This window comes from Sodalis sp. (in: enterobacteria), assembly GCF_051710625.1.
Taxonomy (GTDB): Bacteria; Pseudomonadota; Gammaproteobacteria; order Enterobacterales; family Enterobacteriaceae; genus JBPESN01.
In genome coordinates this window covers 1-21,402 of sequence record NZ_JBPESN010000040.1, presented here as the reverse complement: position 1 = coordinate 21,402, position 21,402 = coordinate 1, and the positions used below count along the sequence as shown (strand labels likewise).

Sequence of the window (21,402 nt, the reverse complement as noted above, 5' to 3'; positions counted from 1 at the left end):
CTGCAAGAATAATGCAGATCTCAATTAAATATCTATCTGCAACTTTGCAATCAAAACTGCCAGTGCTGGCAACTTTAAGCAAAACAAAACTCTTTGAGTTGATGACTGAAGATAATGAAGATCTTGCTGCATTAGCCGAAAGCAGCACTATCACGGGTCTGACGCTGGATGAAGTTGATCGCATGTCCGTGCGTGAACTAAAGGCAAAACTGCGCGAAACCCGTGACAGCCTGGAAACCAGCCGCCGTCTAGGCAACGAAAAAAAACCAAAAAATCAATGTACTGACTGAAAACCGCCTGCTTACTCAGCATCGCCCATTAGGGGAAGAAGGCATACGCCAGTTACGCGAAAAAACTAGCCTGGTGGGCTTTGATGTTAAAGCCATGTTAATGAGGCGCTTTCGGGAAGAACTGGAAAAACTGAGCAGCCACAGTGGCGATATCACGTCCCACACCGACTATTTAGCGAGCTTGCTTAATGACATTGAATTTGAAATTAATGTGTTACGTAGCAGTTTTGCCTTACCCCACCACGCGGTGTCAGAGACTGTACCTGACTGGGTAAAAGACGACAATGATGCCGAAGACGCCGATTTTCAATTACCAGAGCACTTGCGTGGTACTGGGGAAGATAACGGCGAGGAGGCGGTTATGAACGCCATCCTGACCAAACGCCTGTTAGCGATTGCCCAGGCGGCCGAGAAAGCCCGGCATGGCGGTAAAGACGCAGTTTATCAGACAGGTTGCCAGGCACTTGGCATTTCCAAAGCCACGCTGCTGCGAAAAATCAAACAGGTAAGCGCTAAACCGCCGCGTAAGCAGCGGGTGGATTATGGTACCAGTGCCCTGACGCGTGACGAAGCTCTGTTAATATCCGGTGTCATCACGAAATCAAAACGCAATAACAGCAAGCGTCTCTACAGTCTGGAAAAGACGGTTAACGACCTACGGGCCAATAACCTGATTAATGCCGGGCATGTTGATAATGAGACCGGCGAGTGGTTCCCCTTGTCGGTCGATGCCATCAATCGGGCACTGTACCAGTATCGCCTGCACCCCAACCAGTTACGGGCACCAGCCCCGTGCATCCAGTTAAAAACCGACCATCCCAATCATGTCTGGCAGCTGGATGCGTCGCTGTGTGTGCTCTATTACTTGAAAAATCCCGAAAAAGTGTAGTAGCCCACTGAATTTAACCACCTGAACAGAGGTGATATGCTCACCTCAGAACAACACGGGTGCACCAATGAAAAGAAAAAATTTTAGTCCTGAATTCAAACGCGAATCCGCTCAACTGCTTGTCGACCAAAATTACACCGCCGCGCAAGCAGCAAAAGCCATGGACGTCGGCTTTTCTACGATAACGAAATGGGTAAAACAACTGCGTGATGAGCGACAGAGGAAAACGCCAAAAGCCTCTCCCATAACCCCGGAACAAATCGAAATACGTGAGCTCAAGAAGAAGGTACAACGCATTGAAATGGAAAACGAAATATTAAAAAAGGCTACAGCGCTCTTGATGTCAGACTCCCTGAACAGTTCTCGTTAATCAGGAAACTCAGAGCGCATTATCCTGTGGCCACACTCTGCTACGTGTTCAGGGTTCATCGCACCAGTTACAAATACTGGAAAAGTCGTCCTGACAGGCCAGACGGCAGGCGAACGGTATTGCGCAGTCAGGTCCATGAACTGCACAGTATCAGCCATGGTGCAGCTGGCGCGAGAAGTATCGCCACCATGGCAACCCAGAGAGGCTTCCGGATGGGGCGCTGGCTCGCAGGCAGGCTCATGAAAGAGCTGGGGCTGGTCAGTTGTCAGCAGCAGACGCACAGGTATAAGCGTGGCGGTCAGGAGCATGTTGCGATCCCGAATTATCTTGAGCGCCAGTTCACTGTAACGGAGCCAAACCAGGTATGGTGCGGCGATGTGACGTATATCTGGACCGAGAAACGCTGGGCATACCTTGCGGTTGTTCTTGATCTGTTCGCGAGGAAACCGGTGGGCTGGGCTATGTCGTTCTCCCCAAGCACTGGAAATGGCATGGGAAACGCGTGGTAAACCAGCCGGAGTAATGTTCCACAGCGATCAGGGTAGCCACTCTATACGAGCAAGCAGTTCCGACAGTTGCTGTGGCGTTAGCGGATCAAACAAAGCATGAGTCGGCGGGGGAACTGTTGGGATAACAGTCCGATGGAGCGCTTCTTCAGAAGTCTGAAAAACGAGTGGATACCGGTAACGGGCTACAACAGCTTCAGCGAAGCAGCTCATGAAATTACCGACTATATCGTGGGATATTACAGCGCACTCAGGCCGCATGAATATAACGGTGGGTTGCCACCAAAGGAATCAGAAATATAGATACTGGAAAAACGCTAACGTGGTGGCCAGTTTTAGTTGGCCACTACATTTAAGGGAGTCCAAAATTGTCTGCAAATTAGTCCAGAATATTTTGCATCGCCACAGGTAATGCCGGGCAGTGAGACGGTGTTATCCAACTCGCGCACCAGTTTTTCCATGGTCATTTCCGGGCGCCACTGATCTTTGGGTTTGAAATGGATCGTCGTTTCCAGCATGGTCAGCGGCGCCGGATCGGTGGCGGTGTCGGCCCGCCCCGCTTTGCCGAACACCGTTTCCACTTCCAGCACGGTTTTGATAAGCCGGTTGGCTTGCTGTAGCAGTCGCGCGACTTCGCGTGCCAAGATGCCGGGCAGGGTCGAGGGCATATACAGCAGAGCCCCTTCGTCCAGCGGTGGCATGAACTCGCTGCCGAGCCGGCTGAGCGGAAAGAGGGTAGGGTAATGACCAGCAGAGTTAGCGACAGGCTGAGCGTAGCCCAGGGCCAGGCCAGCGCCAGGTTGAGCACGAGGCGATAAAGTGCTATCAGCCAGCGGTTGAACGGATTGGCGCTTTCGTCGGGAATGCGGCCGCGGATAAAATACCCCATCAGTATCGATACCAGCGTAATGCCGGGCCCCGCGGCGATCGCCATGGAGTAGGTTTTGGTGAACGCCAGCGGGCTGAACATCCGGCCCTTTTGTACCTCCAGCGAGAAAACCGGTATGAATGATAACGTGATGAGAAGCAGGCTACAGAACAACGCCGGACCCACTTCCGTAGCGGCGCGGGCGGAGATCTGCCAATAGTCCTCGTTTGATGGCGTCTTACTGGGATGGTTATGGCGCCATTGCTTCAGCACCTTATGGATATTCTCCATTATCACGATGGCGGCTCGCCCATGGCACCGATGGCAATGGCAATACCGCCGAGCGACATGACATTGGCGTTGATCCCCTGATAGCGCATGACGATGAATGCACCAAGTATGCCTAGCGGGAGCGTAATTATCGCTACCAGCGCCGCGCGGAAGTGGAACAGGCTGCACACCAGGCGCCACGACAATAAACTCTTCCAGCAGTTTATGTGACAAAGAGTCAATCGTTTGCTCAATCAGGTGGGCGCGGTCATAGACCGGCACAATTTCGACGCCCGGCGGCAGACTGCGGCGGATTTCCGCCACGTTGGGCACGGTTTTCAGCTCGAATTTTATTACCCAATCTTGTAATGCGCGCCGCTCCGCCAGATTATGCCGGCCGCTGCGATCTACCAGCACGTATTCATAAACTCAGCCGACGCCCGTGGCATCAGGCCGGCACGGGGCTTCCGCCGGCATCGTCGCGATGGCACCGTGGGCGAGGGTAACCCGTTGACCGTGCTGCGCTTTCAGGGCGCCCTCCCCGCGGTAGATTTGCGGCGTCGCCGTGTGTGGCTACCGGCCTGGTGGTCTGCCTGCTGTGGCGTGGTTATGCCATCGTGCCCGTCGTCGCCGGAGGACTCTGCAGGCGCCGCCGCGCCGTCATTGGTGGCCGTCCGGCCTGCCAACTGCGGTAAAGCGCCACGCAGACTGGCTTCGGAGTCAATAAGGAATTGCCCGGCGGTGACTACCTTATCGCCGGCGTGCAGTCCATTGATGATTTCCACCTGATTCGCCCAAAGTGCGCCCGGCGGTGACCTCGACCGACTGGAAATAACCGTTACCCTCGACCAGCAGCACGGTATTACCGCTGCCGGTTTGCACCAGCGCGTCCTGCGGAATCGTCAGCACGATTTTCCCCTGACCGCGGCCGTCAAGCCCGCTGTACCCGCATGTACATACCCGGCTGCAGGCGAGCGTCATGATTATCGATGGCGATGCATGCCCGGTAGGTACCGGTGCTGTTCTCCACGAGCGGCAACAACTCCTCGACGCGTCCGTGAAGACGCCTGCCCGGCCAGCGCGCGCTGGTAGCGATAATTTCATCGCCCGTTGCGACGGCGCTGGCCTGCGCCTGCGGAAAATCGGCCACCAGCTTACAGCGGATCCAAAGACGCCAGCTCAAACATCAGCTGCGCGGCGGTGACCTGGCTGCCTTCGCGAACCGACAATTTGTTGATGAAGCCGCTGGCCGGCGCGCGCAGCGTGAGGCGGGTCTGAGGTTGTCCGCTGCGCTCAACCGCGCGGACGACGTCTTCCGGCATTAACAGTAATTGCAGTTTCTGGTGCGCCGCGGCCATTAATTGACCTTCTCCCAACTGCCTTATCGCCAAATATTCCTGCTGTACGGCGCTCCATTCGGGGATCCACAATTGCGCCAGCGGCTGATTCTGTGTCACGCGCTGCTGTTCGGCGCGCACGTACAATTTATCCACCAGTCCGCCGGCGCGTGCCGGGATGATACGTAAGCTGCGCTCATCGATATTGACGGTACCGAAGGCGTCCAGGTCCTGCGACAACGTGCTTTGCTGCACCACGGCCACGGCCACTTCCAGGTTTCGCTGCTGGCGGGCGCCAATGGTGATGCCGCCTTGGTCTGGTGTCTCGTCGGCATAGCGGGGCGTCAGCGGCATGTCCATAAAGGGCGATTTGCAGGGTTGGTCGAAGCGTTGACCGGGCACCATGGGATCGTACCAGTACAGCACTTTACGATTGCCGTCACGTGTTGCCTCTTGCGCAGTGGCGGCCTTGCTCCGGTGCGGCAGGATGCAGCGCGTAACCGGCGGCCAATGCCGCCATTAACCCGACCGCCGCCAGCGCGATGGCGCCGGTACGGCGGGTAACAGAGGGGGTCATAGCCTGTTCTCCTCGGGAATTAAATAGCGGATGGCGGCCCAGTCCTGCGCCAGTTGTGGGGCGGCGCAGTTTTCCTTCAGTTCGCTGCTTAAAAGCACCTGGCGCGCCTCAAGCAGCTCCGCCAGACCGGCGCTACCGCCGCGGTACTGTGCCTGGATCAGCGCAACGCGCTGGCGTTGCAGCGGCTTTGTGACGCCTGGTAGCGGGCGACCAGCGCCTGTAATTGCGCGGTATGATCGCGGATGGCGAGCGCCAGTTGATCGTTGGCTTCAAAGGTGCGCGCCCGGTCGGCCGTATGGTCTTTATCCTGGCACTGAGACTGGAACAGCTGCAGATCGACCGTAAACATGATGCCTGCCATATCGTCATAGCCGCTTGCGCGCTGGGCATAATAGACTTCAACGCCAACATCGAACAGCGCGGCCACGGCCAATTAGGCCGAGCGGGCCTGAGCGACGTCCGTTTCCCGACGCGCCTGCAAAATTTCCGGGTGCAAAGAAATCCCCTGGGTAAGCACGTTCAAATCCGCCGGCAGGCGCTCGAAATGCGGCAATGCGCCCGCAGGTTGCAGCTGAGTGACACCGGTTAACTGCGTGAGACACGTTTGCGCCAGCGCCACATCGCGTCGGGCATCAGTGATGGTATCGCGCATGGCGCTTAACGCCAGACGCGTATCCAGCACCGCGGCCGCATTCCCTCTGGCTGCTACGCCGGCGCGCCTAACGCTGAGTTGTCGCTCGCTTTCCGCCTCCAGCCGGACGGCGCTTTCCACGGCGCGCTGCGATAACGCCAGATCCAGCCAGGCTTGCGCGGTGTCGCGCTGGAGCTGCGCGCGCAGACCCTGATAATTGGCTGAGATGGCGTCCGCTTCGGCGCGAATGGGGTCTGCTTTGTGATCGCTTTTGGTCTGGCTGATATAGTCCTGCATGATGCCCACGCGCTTCATGGTCATGCCTCCCCGAGTAAAGCGGCGATCGTTACTGCCGCCTACCGGGACATTTTCAATACCGAATTTGAGCTTCGGATCCGGCAATTGGCTGGCGGTATCGACCTGCTTCTCCAGCGCCTGACGTTGATAAACGGTGGCGGACAAATCCGCTGAGTAGCGTTCGGCACAGGCCAGTGACTCAGACAACCCAATCTCTTCGGCGCCGGCAGCCGTCGAGAACAGGAGCGCAAGAACCAGCCATGCCTGAGAGTATCGGCACGGTAACAGCATAATTTTCCTCTCTCAGGGCTGGACGGGCTGAATAGCGCTAACGGTATAGGTGCCGTCCTGCAGGCGGAAACTGAAGTTCACCGCGATACCCTTGGCGAGCGGCCTGGACGCCAGCGCGCGCGCCCGGCAGCGCAAAGGTCATGGTCATCGGTGGCCATTTGAGGGCGGGGATCGCGTGATGGGCGATGGCGACTTCATGATCTCCTCAGCGCGCGATAGCGATAGCGCCCAGGGCGCTATAAGTGGCAGCGGCGGTATCGACATCGGCCTGTTGCATCGCCCGGGCGTCGGCGGTTAGCGGTGAGAAAACAAAAAACAGGCTTACAACAGCGCTAGCGCTGAGCAATAAAATACGCATGAGAATAATTCCTGGGCAAAAGTCATTTCCTGCCGGCGCAAAGTTTACGACGGCGACCCGTGGCGTTTTGTCAGGTGGTTATTCCCGGTAACGGCAGAATTTCTCTTCCGCCGGCGGTCCCGCAATGGGAGGAATTAGCCAGGCAACGGTATGCAGCTGTGGCGGCTCATGCCGATTGATAAGACTGAGTCTGGCGCTGTTCGGCAATGCGATCAGCGGGGCGTGTTGATTATCCTGCTGCACCGAATCCGGCACGCAGTGTTTATCACAGATCGGTTCGGAGCTCAGGGTGTGGCCCGGCTGCGGAATGACGCTGTGTATCATGCCTTCGCTATGCTGAATGCTAGGCGGCAGAGAGATAGGTTTCAGATCGCAATCGTGGCTGGCCAGCGCCAGTTGCGCGTTCATCCACAGCCAGATAAACAGCATGCACTGCCAGGCAATCCGCCGGCGGCGGCTGCTAAGCAAGTGGCTGAATCGGTTGGGACGAACTAAAGCGAGCATAAGGTTCCTGTTTCAGGTGATTAACATCAGGCTGGGCAGGCTTCAGTGAACGCGAAAAGCACGCCTGGATTATTAATGCGTATCAATGTTAGCGGAATAAACACCGTCTGCGGGAGCAAATTTGCGCAAATTGTCAATTTGCGGCGCAGGCGGCAAATCGGGGTGCCGGCGCGCGCGTGCTTGTTCATCGGCGCGACGGCGGTCAGGGGGCGCTAATCCCCGGTGAGCCGCCCAAGTTATTAGACGAATCAATGTTAATGTCGGCAACACAGCGTTGAACAAGCCATTACCGCGGCGACGGGTGTTTCCGCCGCTTGGATTACTGCCTGCGGGCGGTGACGTCTTCCATTGCTGTGACGGTGTTAATTTCTCTAATGGCTACCTTCGCGACTGGGCTTGCCACCACTGCCGCCACATCGGGCGGTGTCGGCAGTGCTTCGCCGCGCGCAGCGTATTCAAGTTGTGGATCACTTGATTGCTGCTGCCGCGCCAAATAAGCGCAGGATCGTGCAGATCCTGCATAAACTTTCCGTCTACCACAGTACATCGACCAACGTAATTACCTGTTGCTGCGCCAGACTTAGCGTCCCGAGGGTACAGCCGGTCCACATCCAGACATCTTTGCCGGGACATTCACGGCGCACACGCTGCAATAACCGGCTAACCGGTGCGAGATTCGCCGGATGCAGCGGATCGCCGCCCGACAGGGAGAGTCCTTGCCGCCTGACGCGCATGTCCTGCAAATGGCGAAAAATGAGATCCTTTATTTGCGCGGTAAATGGCTGACCGGAATTAAGCCGCCAGCTGCTTTTGTTATAACACCCCGGACACTGATGTTCACAGCCAGAGACAAACAGCGTACAGCGCGTGCCGGAGCCGTTGATGACATCCACCGGGTAGTACTGGTGATAATTCATCGCCGCTTAGCCCTGGCTCGCCGGTCGAAAGATGCTTAACGCGCCGTTTGACTTTCTTCTGCTTACCGGCATTGAAGGGGCGCGCACCCGGGCTGCCCAGATAGCCGCAGACCCGCCGGGTTACCGAAATGCGTGCCGGGTTATGATTGTCGCATTTCGGACAAGTAAAGCCCTTGCTGGTACAGGCGAATTCCCCGGTAAAGCCGCACTCGTAACATTCATCGATAGGCGTATTGGTACCGTAATAAGGCACGCACTGATAGCTGTAATCCCAGACATCTTCCAGCGCCCGCAGATTGTGCTGCAAATTGGGATACTCCCCATAACAGATGAAACCGCCGCTCGCCAAAGGGGGATAGGGCGCCTCAAAGTCCAGTTTGTCATAAGGGTTGACCTTCTTTTCCACATCCAAATAAAAACTGTTGGTGTAGTACCCTTTATCGGTTACCCCGTCGATAATACCGAACTGGGCGGCATCCAGCCGGCAGAAGCGGTCGCACAGATTTTCGCTCGGGGTGCTTGTACAGGCTGAAACCATAACCGGTTTCCTTCTTCCAACTGTCGGTCGCCGCCTGCAACCGGGCGACGACCGACAGCGCTTTCTCCCGCAGCTCAGCGCTGTCGTAAATGTGGGTTCGATTGCCAAACAGTTCATTAATGGTTTCATGAATGCCGATATAGCCCAGCGAAATGGTGGCGCGGCCGTGTTTAAAGATCTCGGCGATATTGTCATCCGCCTTCAGCCGTACAGCGCAGGCCCCTTCCATGTAGAGGATCGGCGCGACACGCGCTTTTACCCCGTCCAGGCGGACGATGCGGGTCATTAACGCTTTTTTAGCCAGCAGCAGTCGCTCGTCAAGCAATTGCCAGAAGCGCGCCTCGTCTCGCGGTTGGCCTCCAGCGCGATGCGCGGCAGATTGAGGCTGATGACGCCGAGATTGTTGCGGCCGTCGTGGACCAGCTGCTCTTTTTCTTCATAGGCACCCAGGAAACTGCGGCAGCTCATCGACGTTTTAAACGAGCCGGTGACCTTCTCAACCTGTTCATAGTTGAGAATATCAGGGTACATCCGCTTGCTGGCGCACTCCAGCGCCAGCTGTTTGATACCGTAGTTGGGATCGCTGAATTTATGATTAACGCCGTCGCGAATAGCGAATACCAGCTTCGGGAACACCGCGGTTTTACGGTTTTTACCCAATCTGGCGATACGATTGCGCAATATTGATTGTTGGATAAGCCGTGATTCCGCGCTGGTGCCCAAACCAAAGCCAAAGGTGACGAAAGGCGTCTGGCCGTTGGCGGTGTGCAGCGTATTAACCTCATACTCAAGCGACTGGAAGGCATCGTAACACTCTTATCTCAGTGCGGGAGCGCGCGTAGCCTTCCGCGTCCGCAATATGCCATTCGCTGGCAATAGTACGGTGCTTGTCATAACTGGCGGCGACATAAGGCGCGAGAATTTCGTTTGTCCGGTTGATGGTGGTGCCGCCATAGATATGGCTGGCGACCTGAGCGATAATTTGCGCGGTGACCGCGGTGGCGGTAGAAATAGAACGCGGCGGCTCTATTTCGGCATTGCCCATTTTAAATCCCTGGGTAAGCATGCCCTGTAAGTCGATCAGCATGCTGTTGAACATAGGGAAAACCGGCGAGTAATCCAGGTCGTGATAATGAATTTCGCCGCGCTCGTGGGCCAGTACCACATCACGCGGCAGAATATGTTGGCGCGCGTAATGTTTAGCCACAATCCCGGTCAGCAAATCGCGCTGTGTAGGAATGACTTTGCTGTCTTTATTGGCGTTTTCATTTAACAGCGCCATATTACTTTGTTCCACCAGCCCACGGATTTCCTGGTTCAGCCTGCCGCGCTGCTCGCGGGCCACATTGCGATCATGAAGGTATTCAATGTACAGCCGCGCCAGGGTTTTGTAGGGGCCTGCCATGAGCTGATTTTCTACTACGTTTTGGATATCGCGGATATCCACATGGGATCAGGACGCCATTTGCTGCGCCACCAGCGCGGCGACGGTGGCGCAATAATTTGCGTCGTTTACGCTCGCCACTTGCGCAGCGTGCAAAATCGCTTGGAAAATACGTTGTTCATCGAAATTGAACTGACATCCGTCCCGTTTGATCACTACCGGTTGCACGATGTGACTCCTTGTATGCCGAGGAAGGTTTAAGCGCCGCGTCTGCAGGCAACGCCTAAAAATAACGCTGTTCCTATTGCCGTCCTATTGCCGGTGTCCGGCCAAGCCGCGGGCGCATTGACGGCGCGCTCACCGCGGGTACCGGCCGGATATGCTCTCTCGTGTGACAGAGCGCCGGTTGCCGGGGGATAGGCCGCTCACCGTTTGGCAGGCACTATATGTAGTCTTTATGATGTAATTCTGGCACAAGATGTAGAGAAAGGTCGCAACGATCGCACTAAAAATTGACCTTGCGCAATAAAATTTATGTTCGGATGGATTGCTGGTCAGCACGTTTTTTACCCGCCTGCGCGGTAACGATTGATATAGCAGGAAAAAGAAGAGGAGGGCAGATTTTGCCCCTTTCCCGGGCAAAAATTCGGACTTGACGAGAGTGATAAAAAGGGCGCACCACGAAGCAGCACAGCACAGCGTCATCCCACGTAATACGGCAGTGCGCAGAACGACACGGGTATCAGGGACCCAACGCAGCACAACTCAATGCCGCATAACGCCGTACGGCGCGGCGCTATGCAGCATGACTCTAAGCCATGACGCGGCACAATGGCAATGCAATGAGCCGCGTTAATGGTCAGCGATTACGACTGAGCGGCGGCCTGCTTGAGGTGACGGTGCGCCAGTGGCGGCTGTTTGGGTAAAAGCATGGTATTCCTCGATTTTCCCCAACTTGTCCGCCACCCGCTCAAGGGAGACGCGTTTTAGCAGCTCGGCGGTAATGGGCCGTTTTTCGTCGTTGAAGACCATCGCGCCAAGAAGTTCCGTGAAGGCGGGTGAGCGCACCAGGGCCATAATGAAATCCGCCTCCGTTTCCTCTTGGCAAGGCAGAAAATAGAGCGTGTCGTCCAACACCACGGGCTTGTTATCCATCGGTCCGACTTTCATGAAATTGAGCGATTTATAGAAACCGGAGATGGCGACTTTCCATGGCGCGAAGGTATAGGCCCCGACGCCAAAGACCGAAAAGCGTGGCTTGCCCCGATAAATAACGCTGCCCCGGGCACCGAGTCTATCCGCGTGATCCAGAAGGTAGCGCCACGTTTTCGGTACAGTGTCGGCAAGTAAGGCGGTGTTTTCCCCGATCTGTTTTTGGGTGACAATCATGAAGCGATCCGCTCTCGTCCTTCCTTTCGCCACATCCGAGCTTTAGCAGCGGGAACAGGAGGTCAGGCTCGAGGTGTACCTGCTCCCCAAGCCCATTGGTCAGCCGGTCCTCAGCCGTTATTGCCAGCTCCATCACTTTTGAGCAATTGTGCTTTACCCCCGAGCGCCAGACGTAATGCGCGTTGGTGGCAATCAGGTCGCGGTGACGGGTGTACGACTGCACATCGGACACCAGGAAACCGTCGTGGAAACCAATGGTGGCTTCAGGATCCGAAGCCTACAGGCTGGCGAATACATCATAATCTTGCGAGGGGGTTCCCCCTGGGCTACCGGCAAAATAAAAAGACAGGCCTCGACGGCCGCGCCAAAATGCTGCATGGCGTCGATCTTGTAGATGGCGGCTCGTCCCACCGGCTCAGCCCGCCGCCACGCCTGGCGCAGAAGCTTGCGCGCCACCGACGTCTTGACGAGCATCGCGATCCAGCCGGCACGTCCGCGAAGCCATTCAAGCTGATTAAGGAGCATTTATTCGGAAATGTCGAAATTCACCTTACCTGTAAGCGCTCCCAGTCCCTTATGACCCTGGAAATTGCTTTTGGTGGGCAGGTTGGTGCTCTTGAGCAGACCCAGTTCGGCGTTGGTAACCTAAGGCAGGTTGCCCAGCACCAACCAGGGTCCCGGATCGCCGGCCAGCACCGCGTCCCAGTCGACGCTGAAGTAGTCGCCTTGCTCCACCCGCCAGGCGCAGCCGGGCATCCATTACGTACGCCGCGTTAATCTCCACGCCCAGCATGCGCCGCGCTGCGGTGAAATGCTTGGCGGCGCCCTGCAGGAAAGCGCCCTGGCTGCTGGTGGGTTCCACGATCGCCCTCGGTGAGATACCGCGGCGAGTTAGAACGGCACAGACGTCGCGCGCCAGGTCAAGCGGGGTTTGAAAATCCCCAAATTGCCAGACGTTCCGCTCTTTTCTGGCGGCCATCGTCAGCGCACCCGTTCCAGGCCGTCCACGGCGGCCCGCCTGTGAGATAACCCGCCTGTACTGCAGCCGCTGCCATTGCAGCGCGTTTGAAACGGTGAGATAGCCTTGCAGCGGGGGCTCGCGCAGTACCGCTTCCGCGATGTTGCGCGCCTCTATTTCGTCAACGGGCAGGTTCTTATCCTCGATGAAAGCAACGATATCGTCCGCATTGCCGTCATTCTCAATAATTTGACGTAGCCCCCGTGTCATCTGGAAGTCAGCGGTACGGTTCTTATCGACAAAAATCGTGTGCAGCATATTCAGCCGGCCGGTGCGCGCGGCAGGATCGTCCGTTTTCTCATAGACGAACACAATAAGATGACAGCCGAGCCCGTATATTTTCTGGCGCACTGACTTATAAAGGCAGGAGGATTGCAGGTGCCGGATACTCGTAACCTTGATATCGACGTTCAGGCTTGGGAGATCCATGCCGTTGGCCGAAATACCCGCCACAAAGCGATAGCTTTCCATAAAATGGGAGGTGAATTTGTGCTTAAGGTAAGTGCCGGCCGCCTTACCGTCCGTCACCCCGAACAGCGCCGGTTCGCCATACACTTGTTTTCCACCGCCGCGAAGTTGGCAGCTTCTAGCCACAGAAGTTCAAGTGTCAGTTCTATTTTCTCGGCGAACACGGGTTTTCCATTAATATTGTCGCATGTGGCGTTCAACCTACTACAGAGCACGCTGCCGCTCCATCTCGTTTCAGGGGCTAACCGTGGCTGCTGTTCGGGGCGCGGGAGGTGCGCGCCGCCTGATCTGATGCCCATCGCCCATAGCCGAACGCTTAACGCCTAACGCCCATCGCCTGGGCAAACGGCCCGGGTTATCCTGGCCGGGCATATTGCAAAGCGGGGCGGCATTGAAGGCATTGAAGGCATTGACGCTGTGGCGCCAATGCGCGTATGTGCCCGGGTAAAAAAAGCGAGTATGGGCTGATGCTCGTCAAAACAGATTGTTAGCGCCGGGTGGGTCAATACATGAGTACTTACTAACCCCGACACGTCAAGCGCGCCTACGGGCTGTTACGCGGTAGCGGAGATTTTCCGCCAGGCCGGTTTTGCCGAAGCCCGGATTTCATTATTACCTGCTTTAAAAAGATGATGGGTCAGACGCCGCTCGCCTATCGCATGAGCGGTCGTCACTACATGTGACCGTAGAGCGGGGGCGGCATAGCGGCCGTGATAACGGGTATAGTGTCAAGGGAGCAGTGCCGCCGGCAGGAATCGCCCCGCCGGCGCTCTGCCTAGCGGCGTACGGCGATAGCTTCGATCTCAATTTTCACATCTTTCAGCAGACGGACGACTTCCACGCATGAGCGGGCCGGAAACGGCGCATTGTGTTCGGTAAAAAAGGCTTTATATGTGGCGTTAACCGTTGCGAAATCATTGAGGTCTTTGACAAACACCGTCGTTTTTACGATATCCGCTACCTGCAAACCCGCCGCTTCGACGATGGCTTTGACATTTTCCAGGGATTGGCGCGCCTGATCGACAATAGCTTCCGCGACCTGGCCGCTTTTCGGGCATACCGGGATCTGCCCGGAGGTGAGGATCATATTGCCCAGATCAACCGCCTGTACATAAGGAGCGATGGCTGGCGGCACGTTTTCCGTATTGATAATACAGGTCATGGCTACTCCTGATGTTAAGACATTCAACGAAATCACGGCGGTCAGGCGCTTTGAATCACCGCCTGGTGTTTAAATTCCTTCTCGCAATATTTGCACTGTAAATGCACCTGCTGACCGCGGACCTGCACGCGAAAACCGGACGCTACCGGCTCGCTGCGGCTGATACAGTTACTGTTGGGACAGGTGAGCACGCCGTCGATACGCTCCGGTAGCGAAAGCGTCTGTTTACGCACCACATCGTAATTGTCAATCCGGTTGACGGTGGCGGGCGGCGCATAAATGGCCAGCTGATTGGCCTGCTCTTCGGTTAGGAAAACATTTTCCAGCTTGATAAGATCCTTTTTGCCCTGCTGGTTGGAGGGCAAATTAAGACCAATGTTGATCCGTTCATCGGTGGAGGTCAGTTTAAACAGGCTGAGCAGTTTCATGCCCACCTGTGCCGGGATATAGTCGATGACCGTGCCGCGGCGAATGGCTTCAGCCTATAATTTATTATCTTGCGTCATGGGTGGTTCCCCTCCTGTGGCCTGTTGTTGTTCGGGCGGTTGACTCTTATGCAGTATCGTGGCCGCTGACCCGGCGCGGAAACGGCAATGCGCGCTGCTATGCTAGCCGGATGGTGTCCGGCTGTCTATCGGCAATCACGCTCTCGCAAGGGGCGCCGACACACACGGCAGAGCGCCGACGGCGCAAGGCCGCCGCAAGCAAAAACGGCCCACCTTCTCCCCGAGCCCACCCTTACGACCTCGGTTGATCCGGATTGTGGCCCAGCACCGCGGCCGCAGCGCCTAACGGGCGAAAATGCCGTCGCCGGCCTGCTGGAAATAATAGGCGTAGGGCGTATGGTCCACTTCAATGGCGATTTCATCCACCAGCGGCAGCGGATGCAGTACCTTCAGATTGGCGCGCGCCTGTAGCAAATCGCTGGCATGCAGGACGAATTGCGCTTTTACGTTGGCGTACTCCGACGGGTCCAGTCGCTCTTTTTGCACCCGGGTCATATAGAGGATATCCAGCTCCGGGATGACGTCTTCAATGCTGGCGTGGAGACTGTACGCGATGCCCTTTTCCTCCAGCATATGCTGGAGGAAAGGGCATCGCCAGCGCCTGCGGGGCGATAAAATAGAAATGATTACCGTCGAATCTGGCCAGCGCCTGCGTCAGGGAATGTGCGGTGCGGCCGTATTTCAAATCGCCCACCATGGCGCCGCTGAAATGATCCAAACGGCCCTCGGTTTCCTGAATAGTGAACAGATCCAACAGGGTCTGGGTCGGGTGTTGATTAACGCCGTCGCCGGCGTTAAGAATCGCCACCTGCCCGGAAAATTCGGTGGGGAGGCGGGCCGCACCCTCTTGAGGATGACGCATAACGATGGCATCGACATCGATGCTTATCACCGAGATGGTATCGGCCAGCGTCTTGCTTTTTTTGCCCAACGAAGTATTGTCGGCATCGGGGAAACCCACACACCACCGAGGCCCCCAAACGGTGAATAACGGCTTCAAACGACAGCCGGGTCCAGGTCGCTGCCTTGAAAAAACAGCTGGCAGTAACCTTGTGTTTGAGTAGTTCCGGCTGCGGCCGGGCCTTGAGCGCCGCTCATGCCACCGGATGACGTGAGAACGCGCCGGGTTGCGTGCAAAAAAAGCCCCTCATTGAGGGGCGATAATAACAGAATATAACAGGAGCAGCCGGGGCGACTGGACGCCAACGTGAAACGTATGCAGTTGAATATAGGCCAACGTGCTGATGCTGTGCATGGTTCCTGCTGGCAAATCGCTCGGCATTATACGCCGATGAATTTCTACTTCAAGCATGAATAATCTCCATCGACGTCGAAGGGGCCGTTTTGCCGCCGGAGTAAAATAACTGACGAATTGCGCTCACCTTTCACCCGTTCCTTGCTTTACACTAAAACGACTTTTCATTTTCAGGGAAATATCATGATCACCGGTAACGTCAATCATCTCGAATTCATTCCGTATCTGCCCGCCAAACTGCGCGCCATCATCGAATACGTCAAAAACCATGTCAACGATGTGACGGAGCCGCGGCAGGCGCGCCGCGCCGAATATCATGCCAAACATCTTGATATCCAGATTTTGCTGCACGGTACTGAAGCGCAGTGCTATAGCACGCTGCCGGCGGGTAAACCGGATACTGACAAGCTGGTGGAAAAAGATATTGCGTTTCTGCCGGCGGGCCAGCAGGGAAAAGAGGTGGTGCTACAGGCGGGGGATTTTGTCGTGTATTTCCCGGGTGAAGTGCATACGCCGCTGTGCGCAGTGGGCGAGCCGGCGAATATCTGCAAGGCGGTGGTGAAGATTGATGCGGCGCGGGTGGTCTGAGCCGCACGCTGCATTGTCTTCCGCGGTTGAAACCCTGGCCTGATAACACGCTAAGCCTCGGCGGTGCAGGCGGCGGACGAGAGTCCACTGACGGCGGCCATCAAGTGCCGCCAGCGATGGGCGGGGAATAACCGGTTGGCGGCGTCAATGGCGCGCTGCCAGCGATGCGTGTATGTTACCCGGCTGACGGTGGTGCGAGCGTCGCCACCATCACGGCTTTGATCATATGCAGACGGTTTTCCACCTGATCGAAGACCAGGCTATGGGGGATTCAAACACCTCATCGGTCACTTCTATGCCGCCAGACAGGCCATATTGCGCCGCCATCTGCTTGCCGAGCGTGGTCTGATCCTCATGAAATGCGGGCAGGCAGTGCAGGAATTTCACCTGTGGATTGCCGGTCTAACGCAGCAGGGCCATATTTACCTGGTAGGCGCGCCGCAGCGCGATACGCTCCTGCCATACCCCTTTGTCCTCGCCCATGGATACCCACACGTCGGTATAAATAAAGTCCACCGCCTTCACGCCGACGGCGATATCCTCGGACAGGGTGATGTCGCCGCCGTTTTGCTGCGCCAAACGACGGCAGACGGTCACCAGCTCCTGATCGGGCTAACAGGCGCTGGGGGCGACCAGCTGCAGATCGAGGCCGGTCAGCCCCGCCGCTTCCAGCAGCGTATTGCCCATGTTGTTGCGCGCATCGCCGACGTAGGCCAACTTCATTTGCTGAAAGCTTTTTTCCGGTAGACATTCCTGCATGGTCAGCAGATCGGCCAGTAGCTGGGTCGGATGGAACTCGGTTGTCAGCCCATTGCATACCGGCACGCCGGCGTAGCGCGCCAGCGTCTCGACGATCCCCTGTCCGTAACCGCGGCATTGAGCCGCCATACATATGCGGCCCAGCACCTGGGCGGTATCTTTAATGGATTCTTTATGGCCAATCTGGCTGCCGCTCGGCCCCAAATAGGTCACGCGGGCGCCCTGATCAAAGGCGGCAACTTCGAAAGAGCAGCGGGTACGGGTCGAATCTTTTTCGAAGATGAGCGCAATATTTTTACCGGCCAGCCGCGGCGTCTCGCTGCCGGCGCGCTTCTGGCGCTTGAGGTCGGCGGCCAGCGCTAGCATCTGATTAATTTTGGCAGAGGTAAAATCCATCAACCTCAGGAAATTGCGTTGAAACAACTAATTTATCATCCATTTCTCCATCAATACTCTGCCAAACTGGTTAAATTAAAATTCATTTTTTATGTATTAATATTCAATTTCAAGTGCTGGCGGCAAATCTTTTACCATTAAGCTGGAGCCACACCCGCCGCTGTGTGAAAATAGCCGTCCTACAGGCCGACGTATTGAGGACAGGGGCATGGCACATTCATTTCTTGACGAGCAACGCAAAGAGACGCGTCTGACTATTGACGAGCTGCTGGAAGACGGCAGCGATCCCGAGGCGCTTTACACTATCGAACATCATCTCTCCGCAGACGATTTTGGCACCCTGGAGAAGGTGGCGGTAGAGGCCTTTAAACTGGGTTATGAAGTTACCGATGCCGAAGAGCTTGAAGTTGAAGGCGGCAAAAAACTGATGTGCTGCGATGCAGCCAGTGAAATCGCGCTGCAGGCGGAACTTATCGATGCGCAGGTGGAGCAGTTGTTCACCCTGACGCAGCGCCTGGGGGTGAATTACGACGGCTGGGGCACATACTTTGAAGACCCCGACGGCGAAGAGGAAGAAGGCGACGAGTTTGATCAGGATGACGAAGACGGCCCGGCGGACAGCGACGAGGTGCCCGCCACCCGCCATTAATTGCCCCCGCCGCTGACCGCAGCGCGTCGGCTGAAAGAGGACGCGAATACGACTGTTGCCGGTGCTACCCGCGTTCACCGCAGATAATTATAAGGTTTTCAACATGTTGACTGCGAAGTCAACATTGGCCGGTATTGCCCATCGGGCCAGGGATATGGCAAAAGCCCAGCTTTTCACACAGCGCGATCCAGCGTGGCGGTGGTTTCCAGATAGCATTGGCGGAAACCCTGCTCACGGGCAAAGGTCAGCGCGTGCTGTGCCAGCTCCCACGCCGCGCCTCGCCCGCGCAGTTCTGGCAGAAAATACATCTTTATACAGTTCGCAGATCGCCTCATTTCCGCCGCTTAACGGCACGACGCCGCCCCCACCTGCCAGTTCTCCCCGCAGTTCGATAACCCAATAGGTGGTGCGAGGTTTGCTGTAGAGCTCATAGAGGCGATCGAGATTAGGATCGGAGACGGTATAGCCTTTATCCGCCGTCAGGCCGAACTCGGCGGAAACCCGGCGGATCACCTGCGCGCTGGCGCTATTATCTGCCAGCGTAATCGTACGCACCCGTATGGCATCTGCAGAGGTCGTGGATATGGTCATGATCCGGATAGTGATAAGTGTCAGGCACGATCGGTTAAAAATAATAGCACTGCATGGCACACAGATGCAACCGAAACCCGCCGGGGCGCTGGCCCCGGCCAGGGCATGGCCGCCGCCTGACGAGCCCCGGCGGCCGGGGAGCGATAGGCGAGCGGCATAGCATACTGGCATCCCGGCCATGGCGCGCTTATAAACCGGCGATAATCGCCTGCTGTTCCAGCAATTTTGCCCTGGATTGCTGATAGCTTTCCAGCTTCTCGCGCTTTTTCGCCACCACCGCCTCCGGTGCGCGGCCGATAAAGCCCTCGTTGCCGAGCTTGGCAGCAATACGGCTGATTTCGCCAAACGGTCCAGTTCGGCGTCCTTATCGACCAGGCCCGCCATCGGAATCAGCAATTCGGCGCCGTCAATAATCTGGGTGACGGAAACCGGCCCTTTATCGTCCACCGGCAGCAGGGTAATGCTGTTAAGCCGCGCCAGGGTGAGCATAAAACTCAGATTCTCGTTCACCCGGCGCACTACCGCGGGGGATGCCTGGCGCAGCAGCACCGCCAGCGGCTTGTCGGGGGCGATATTCATCTCGACGCGAATGGTACGCACCGCGACGATCGCTTGCTGATCCATTCCAAATCGGTGAGTGCGTCGGCATCCGCCCCCCCAGCGCCGCGTCGTATGACGGAAACGGTTGCAGCATCTGGGTGTCACCCTGGTCGACGGTAAGGGTTTTCACCCGCTGCCAGATGGTTTCAGTAATAAACGGAATGATCGGGAGCGCCAACCGCAGCAGCGCCGCCAGCACCGCAACCAGAGTATGGCGGGTGCTGCGCAGTTCGTCGTCGCTGCCGCCGCTCATCACCGGCTTGGTCAGCTCCAGATACCAGTCGCAGAACTGGTTCCAGGTAAACTCGTATAAAATGCCGGCTGCCAGATCGAAGCGATAATTATCCAGCGCCTCGCGGAACGCCTTCCCCGTCTGGTTAAATTTCGCCAGGATCCGGCGATCTGTCAGCGACAACACTTTGTCGCCACCGTGAAAACTGCAGTCTTGCTCTTCGGTGTTCATCAATACGAAACGGCTGGCGTTCCACAATTTATTACAGAAATTGCGATACCCCTCCAGACGTTTCATGTCCCAGTTGATATCGCAACCGGTAGAGGCCAGCGCCGCCCGCGTGAAGCGCAGAGCATCGGTACCGTGCGGCTCGATGCCGTTGGGAAACTGTTTTTCGGTGCGTTTGCGGATTTTGTCCGTCAGCTGCGGCTGCATTGCATGCATGTTGCCGGTACGCTTTTGGACCAAATCAGCCAGCGAGATGTTATCCACCATGTCCAGCGGATCAATGACGTTACCTTTAAACTTAGACATCTTCTGCCCTTCCTCATCGCGGATCAAGCCGGTCATGTAGACGGTTTTGAGCGGCACCTGCGGCTTACCGTTGTCATCCTTGATGAAATGCATGGTCAGCATGACCATGCGCGCAATCCAGAAGAAGATAATGTCGAAGCCGCTTACCACTACGCTTGTGGGGTGGAAGGTGCGCAGCGCGTCGGTGTTTTCCGGCCAGCCAAGGATGGAGAAGGTCCACAGCCCGGAAGAGAACCAGGTATCCAGCACGTCGTCGTCCTGGCGCAGCGTCACGTCATCTGCCAACTGATGCTGCTGGCGTACTTCGGCCTCGCAGCGGCCCACATAGACCCGCCCCTCAGCGTCATACCAGGCCGGTATACGGTGGCCCCACCACAGCTGGCGGGAAATGCGCCAATCCTGAATTTCGCGCATCCAGCTGAAATACATGTTTTCATACTGCTTCGGCACGAACTGGATCTCGCCTTGTTCCATCGCTTCCACCGCCACTTTCGCCAGTGGTGCGGTGCGGACGTACCATTGGCCGGTCAGCATCGGCTCGATGACCACGCCGCTGCGATCGCTGTAGGGAACCATGAGATCGTGGGCCTTGACCTCGACCAGCAGGCCCAGGCGATCGAATTCCGCTACAATCGCCTTGCGGGCGGCGAAGCGCTCCAGGCCAGGGAAGGGCGCCGGGATTTCGCCTGACACGACGTCGCTGGCCTCGGCGAAGGTATCGAATACATCGCCGTCCTGACGGATATCACCATCAAAGGTCAGGATATTGATCATCGGCAGCGCGTGGCGCTTTCCGACCTCTTAGTCGTTAAAGTCATGCGCCGGCGTGATTTTGACGCAGCCGGTGCCTTTAGTCATGTCGGCGTGCTCGTCGCCGACAATCGGGATGCGGCGGCCGACCAGCGGCAGAATGACAAACTGACCTATTAAATCGCGATAGCGTGGATCCTCCGGGTTCACCGCCACGCCGGTATCGCCGGGCATGGTTTCCGGCCGCGTGGTGGCGACCACCAGATAATCTATACCGTCGGCGGTACGCACGCCGTCGGCAAGGGGGTAGCGCAGGTCCTTTCGACTCGCGGTTCTCCACTTCGAGATCAGAAATCGCGGTGCGTAATTTTGGGTCCCAGTTCACCAGGCGTTTGCCGCGCTAAATCAAATCTTCCTAGTATAGGCGTACGAACACTTCTTTCACCGCGTTGGACAGCCCTTCGTCCATGGTGTGAAC

General features: G+C 56.7%; 15 protein-coding genes and 10 pseudogenes. 5 read left to right on the top strand and 20 right to left on the bottom strand.

Translation table 11 applies throughout. The features are described from left to right. The 3 genes and pseudogenes from ACTBDU_RS10790 to ACTBDU_RS10780 form a co-directional block, all read left to right on the top strand. Positions 1-290: pseudogene (locus ACTBDU_RS10790) on the top strand (DUF3102 domain-containing protein); the annotation flags it as partial. Positions 291-363: 73 nt separating this feature from the next. After that, complete coding sequence (locus ACTBDU_RS10785) at positions 364-1,179, top strand: hypothetical protein (RefSeq protein WP_438806464.1); 816 nt, start codon at positions 364-366, stop codon at positions 1,177-1,179. Positions 1,180-1,246: 67 nt separating this feature from the next. Further along, positions 1,247-2,395: pseudogene (locus ACTBDU_RS10780) on the top strand (IS3 family transposase); the annotation flags it as partial. A gap of 70 nt (positions 2,396-2,465) precedes the next feature. Here the strand turns inward: ACTBDU_RS10780 and ACTBDU_RS10775 are convergent. The 17 genes and pseudogenes from ACTBDU_RS10775 to pyrB form a co-directional block, all read right to left on the bottom strand. Beyond that, a pseudogene (locus tag ACTBDU_RS10775) lies at positions 2,466-3,664 on the bottom strand (efflux RND transporter permease subunit); the annotation flags it as partial. A 56-nt stretch (positions 3,665-3,720) separates the two neighbouring features. Beyond that, positions 3,721-3,978: a hypothetical protein gene (locus tag ACTBDU_RS10770; protein WP_438806463.1), complete on the bottom strand. Its 258-nt coding sequence runs from the start codon at positions 3,976-3,978 to the stop codon at positions 3,721-3,723. After that, the gene (locus tag ACTBDU_RS10765; protein WP_438806462.1) at positions 3,944-4,102 is read right to left on the bottom strand and encodes a hypothetical protein; all 159 of its coding nucleotides are present in this window, start codon (positions 4,100-4,102) and stop codon (positions 3,944-3,946) included. The genes ACTBDU_RS10770 and ACTBDU_RS10765 overlap by 35 nt, the downstream gene beginning before the upstream one ends. A gap of 22 nt (positions 4,103-4,124) precedes the next feature. Beyond that, positions 4,125-4,376 carry an efflux RND transporter periplasmic adaptor subunit gene (locus ACTBDU_RS10760; protein ID WP_438806461.1) on the bottom strand — a complete coding sequence of 84 codons (252 nt, stop codon included), beginning with the start codon at positions 4,374-4,376 and terminating at the stop codon, positions 4,125-4,127. Then, complete coding sequence (locus tag ACTBDU_RS10755) at positions 4,348-4,956, bottom strand: efflux RND transporter periplasmic adaptor subunit (RefSeq protein WP_438806460.1); 609 nt, start codon at positions 4,954-4,956, stop codon at positions 4,348-4,350. The genes ACTBDU_RS10760 and ACTBDU_RS10755 overlap by 29 nt, the downstream gene beginning before the upstream one ends. Before the next feature lie 13 nt (positions 4,957-4,969). Continuing rightward, positions 4,970-5,107: a hypothetical protein gene (locus ACTBDU_RS10750; RefSeq protein ID WP_438806459.1), complete on the bottom strand. Its 138-nt coding sequence runs from the start codon at positions 5,105-5,107 to the stop codon at positions 4,970-4,972. Continuing rightward, positions 5,104-6,326 (bottom strand): annotated as a pseudogene (locus tag ACTBDU_RS10745) (TolC family protein). The gene ACTBDU_RS10750 and the pseudogene ACTBDU_RS10745 overlap by 4 nt, the downstream one beginning before the upstream one ends. Before the next feature lie 37 nt (positions 6,327-6,363). Next, positions 6,364-6,498: a hypothetical protein gene (locus ACTBDU_RS10740; RefSeq protein WP_438806466.1), complete on the bottom strand. Its 135-nt coding sequence runs from the start codon at positions 6,496-6,498 to the stop codon at positions 6,364-6,366. A gap of 264 nt (positions 6,499-6,762) precedes the next feature. Further along, complete coding sequence (locus ACTBDU_RS10735) at positions 6,763-7,188, bottom strand: hypothetical protein (RefSeq protein WP_438806458.1); 426 nt, start codon at positions 7,186-7,188, stop codon at positions 6,763-6,765. A 456-nt stretch (positions 7,189-7,644) separates the two neighbouring features. Beyond that, a pseudogene (gene nrdG / locus ACTBDU_RS10730) lies at positions 7,645-8,105 on the bottom strand (anaerobic ribonucleoside-triphosphate reductase-activating protein); the annotation flags it as partial. Continuing rightward, positions 8,026-10,255, bottom strand: a pseudogene (gene nrdD / locus ACTBDU_RS10725) (anaerobic ribonucleoside-triphosphate reductase). The pseudogenes nrdD and nrdG, both read right to left, overlap by 80 nt. 624 nt (positions 10,256-10,879) lie before the next feature. Then, entirely contained in the window at positions 10,880-11,416 is a 537-nt protein-coding gene (locus ACTBDU_RS10720; RefSeq protein WP_438806457.1) for a hypothetical protein, read from the bottom strand. A 192-nt stretch (positions 11,417-11,608) separates the two neighbouring features. Beyond that, on the bottom strand, positions 11,609-11,890 hold the full coding sequence (locus ACTBDU_RS10715; protein ID WP_438806456.1) for a hypothetical protein: 282 nt from the start codon (positions 11,888-11,890) through the stop codon (positions 11,609-11,611). A 100-nt stretch (positions 11,891-11,990) separates the two neighbouring features. Next, on the bottom strand, positions 11,991-12,989 hold the full coding sequence (locus ACTBDU_RS10710; RefSeq protein WP_438806455.1) for a hypothetical protein: 999 nt from the start codon (positions 12,987-12,989) through the stop codon (positions 11,991-11,993). 688 nt (positions 12,990-13,677) lie between these two features. Continuing rightward, the gene (gene ridA / locus ACTBDU_RS10705; RefSeq protein ID WP_438806454.1) at positions 13,678-14,064 is read right to left on the bottom strand and encodes a 2-iminobutanoate/2-iminopropanoate deaminase; all 387 of its coding nucleotides are present in this window, start codon (positions 14,062-14,064) and stop codon (positions 13,678-13,680) included. A 41-nt stretch (positions 14,065-14,105) separates the two neighbouring features. Continuing rightward, positions 14,106-14,537, bottom strand: a complete 432-nt coding sequence (gene pyrI / locus ACTBDU_RS10700; RefSeq protein WP_438806465.1) for an aspartate carbamoyltransferase regulatory subunit — start codon at positions 14,535-14,537, stop codon at positions 14,106-14,108. Between the two features lie 315 nt (positions 14,538-14,852). Further along, a pseudogene (gene pyrB, locus ACTBDU_RS10695) lies at positions 14,853-15,664 on the bottom strand (aspartate carbamoyltransferase); the annotation flags it as partial. Between the two features lie 344 nt (positions 15,665-16,008). Between pyrB and ACTBDU_RS10690 the strand changes: the two are divergent. Beyond that, positions 16,009-16,413, top strand: a complete 405-nt coding sequence (locus tag ACTBDU_RS10690) for a YhcH/YjgK/YiaL family protein (RefSeq protein WP_438806453.1) — start codon at positions 16,009-16,011, stop codon at positions 16,411-16,413. 175 nt (positions 16,414-16,588) lie between these two features. On the opposite strand, the pseudogene argF reads toward ACTBDU_RS10690, so the two are convergent. Next, a pseudogene (argF, locus tag ACTBDU_RS10685) lies at positions 16,589-17,568 on the bottom strand (ornithine carbamoyltransferase). A 208-nt stretch (positions 17,569-17,776) separates the two neighbouring features. On the opposite strand from argF, the gene rraB reads away from it, so the two are divergent. After that, positions 17,777-18,217, top strand: coding sequence for a ribonuclease E inhibitor RraB (gene rraB / locus ACTBDU_RS10680; RefSeq protein ID WP_438806452.1), 441 nt, complete (start codon positions 17,777-17,779; stop codon positions 18,215-18,217). 87 nt (positions 18,218-18,304) lie between these two features. Here rraB and ACTBDU_RS10675 read toward each other — a convergent pair. Next, a pseudogene (locus ACTBDU_RS10675) lies at positions 18,305-18,808 on the bottom strand (GNAT family N-acetyltransferase). Between the two features lie 187 nt (positions 18,809-18,995). Continuing rightward, positions 18,996-21,402 (bottom strand): annotated as a pseudogene (locus ACTBDU_RS10670) (valine--tRNA ligase); the annotation flags it as partial.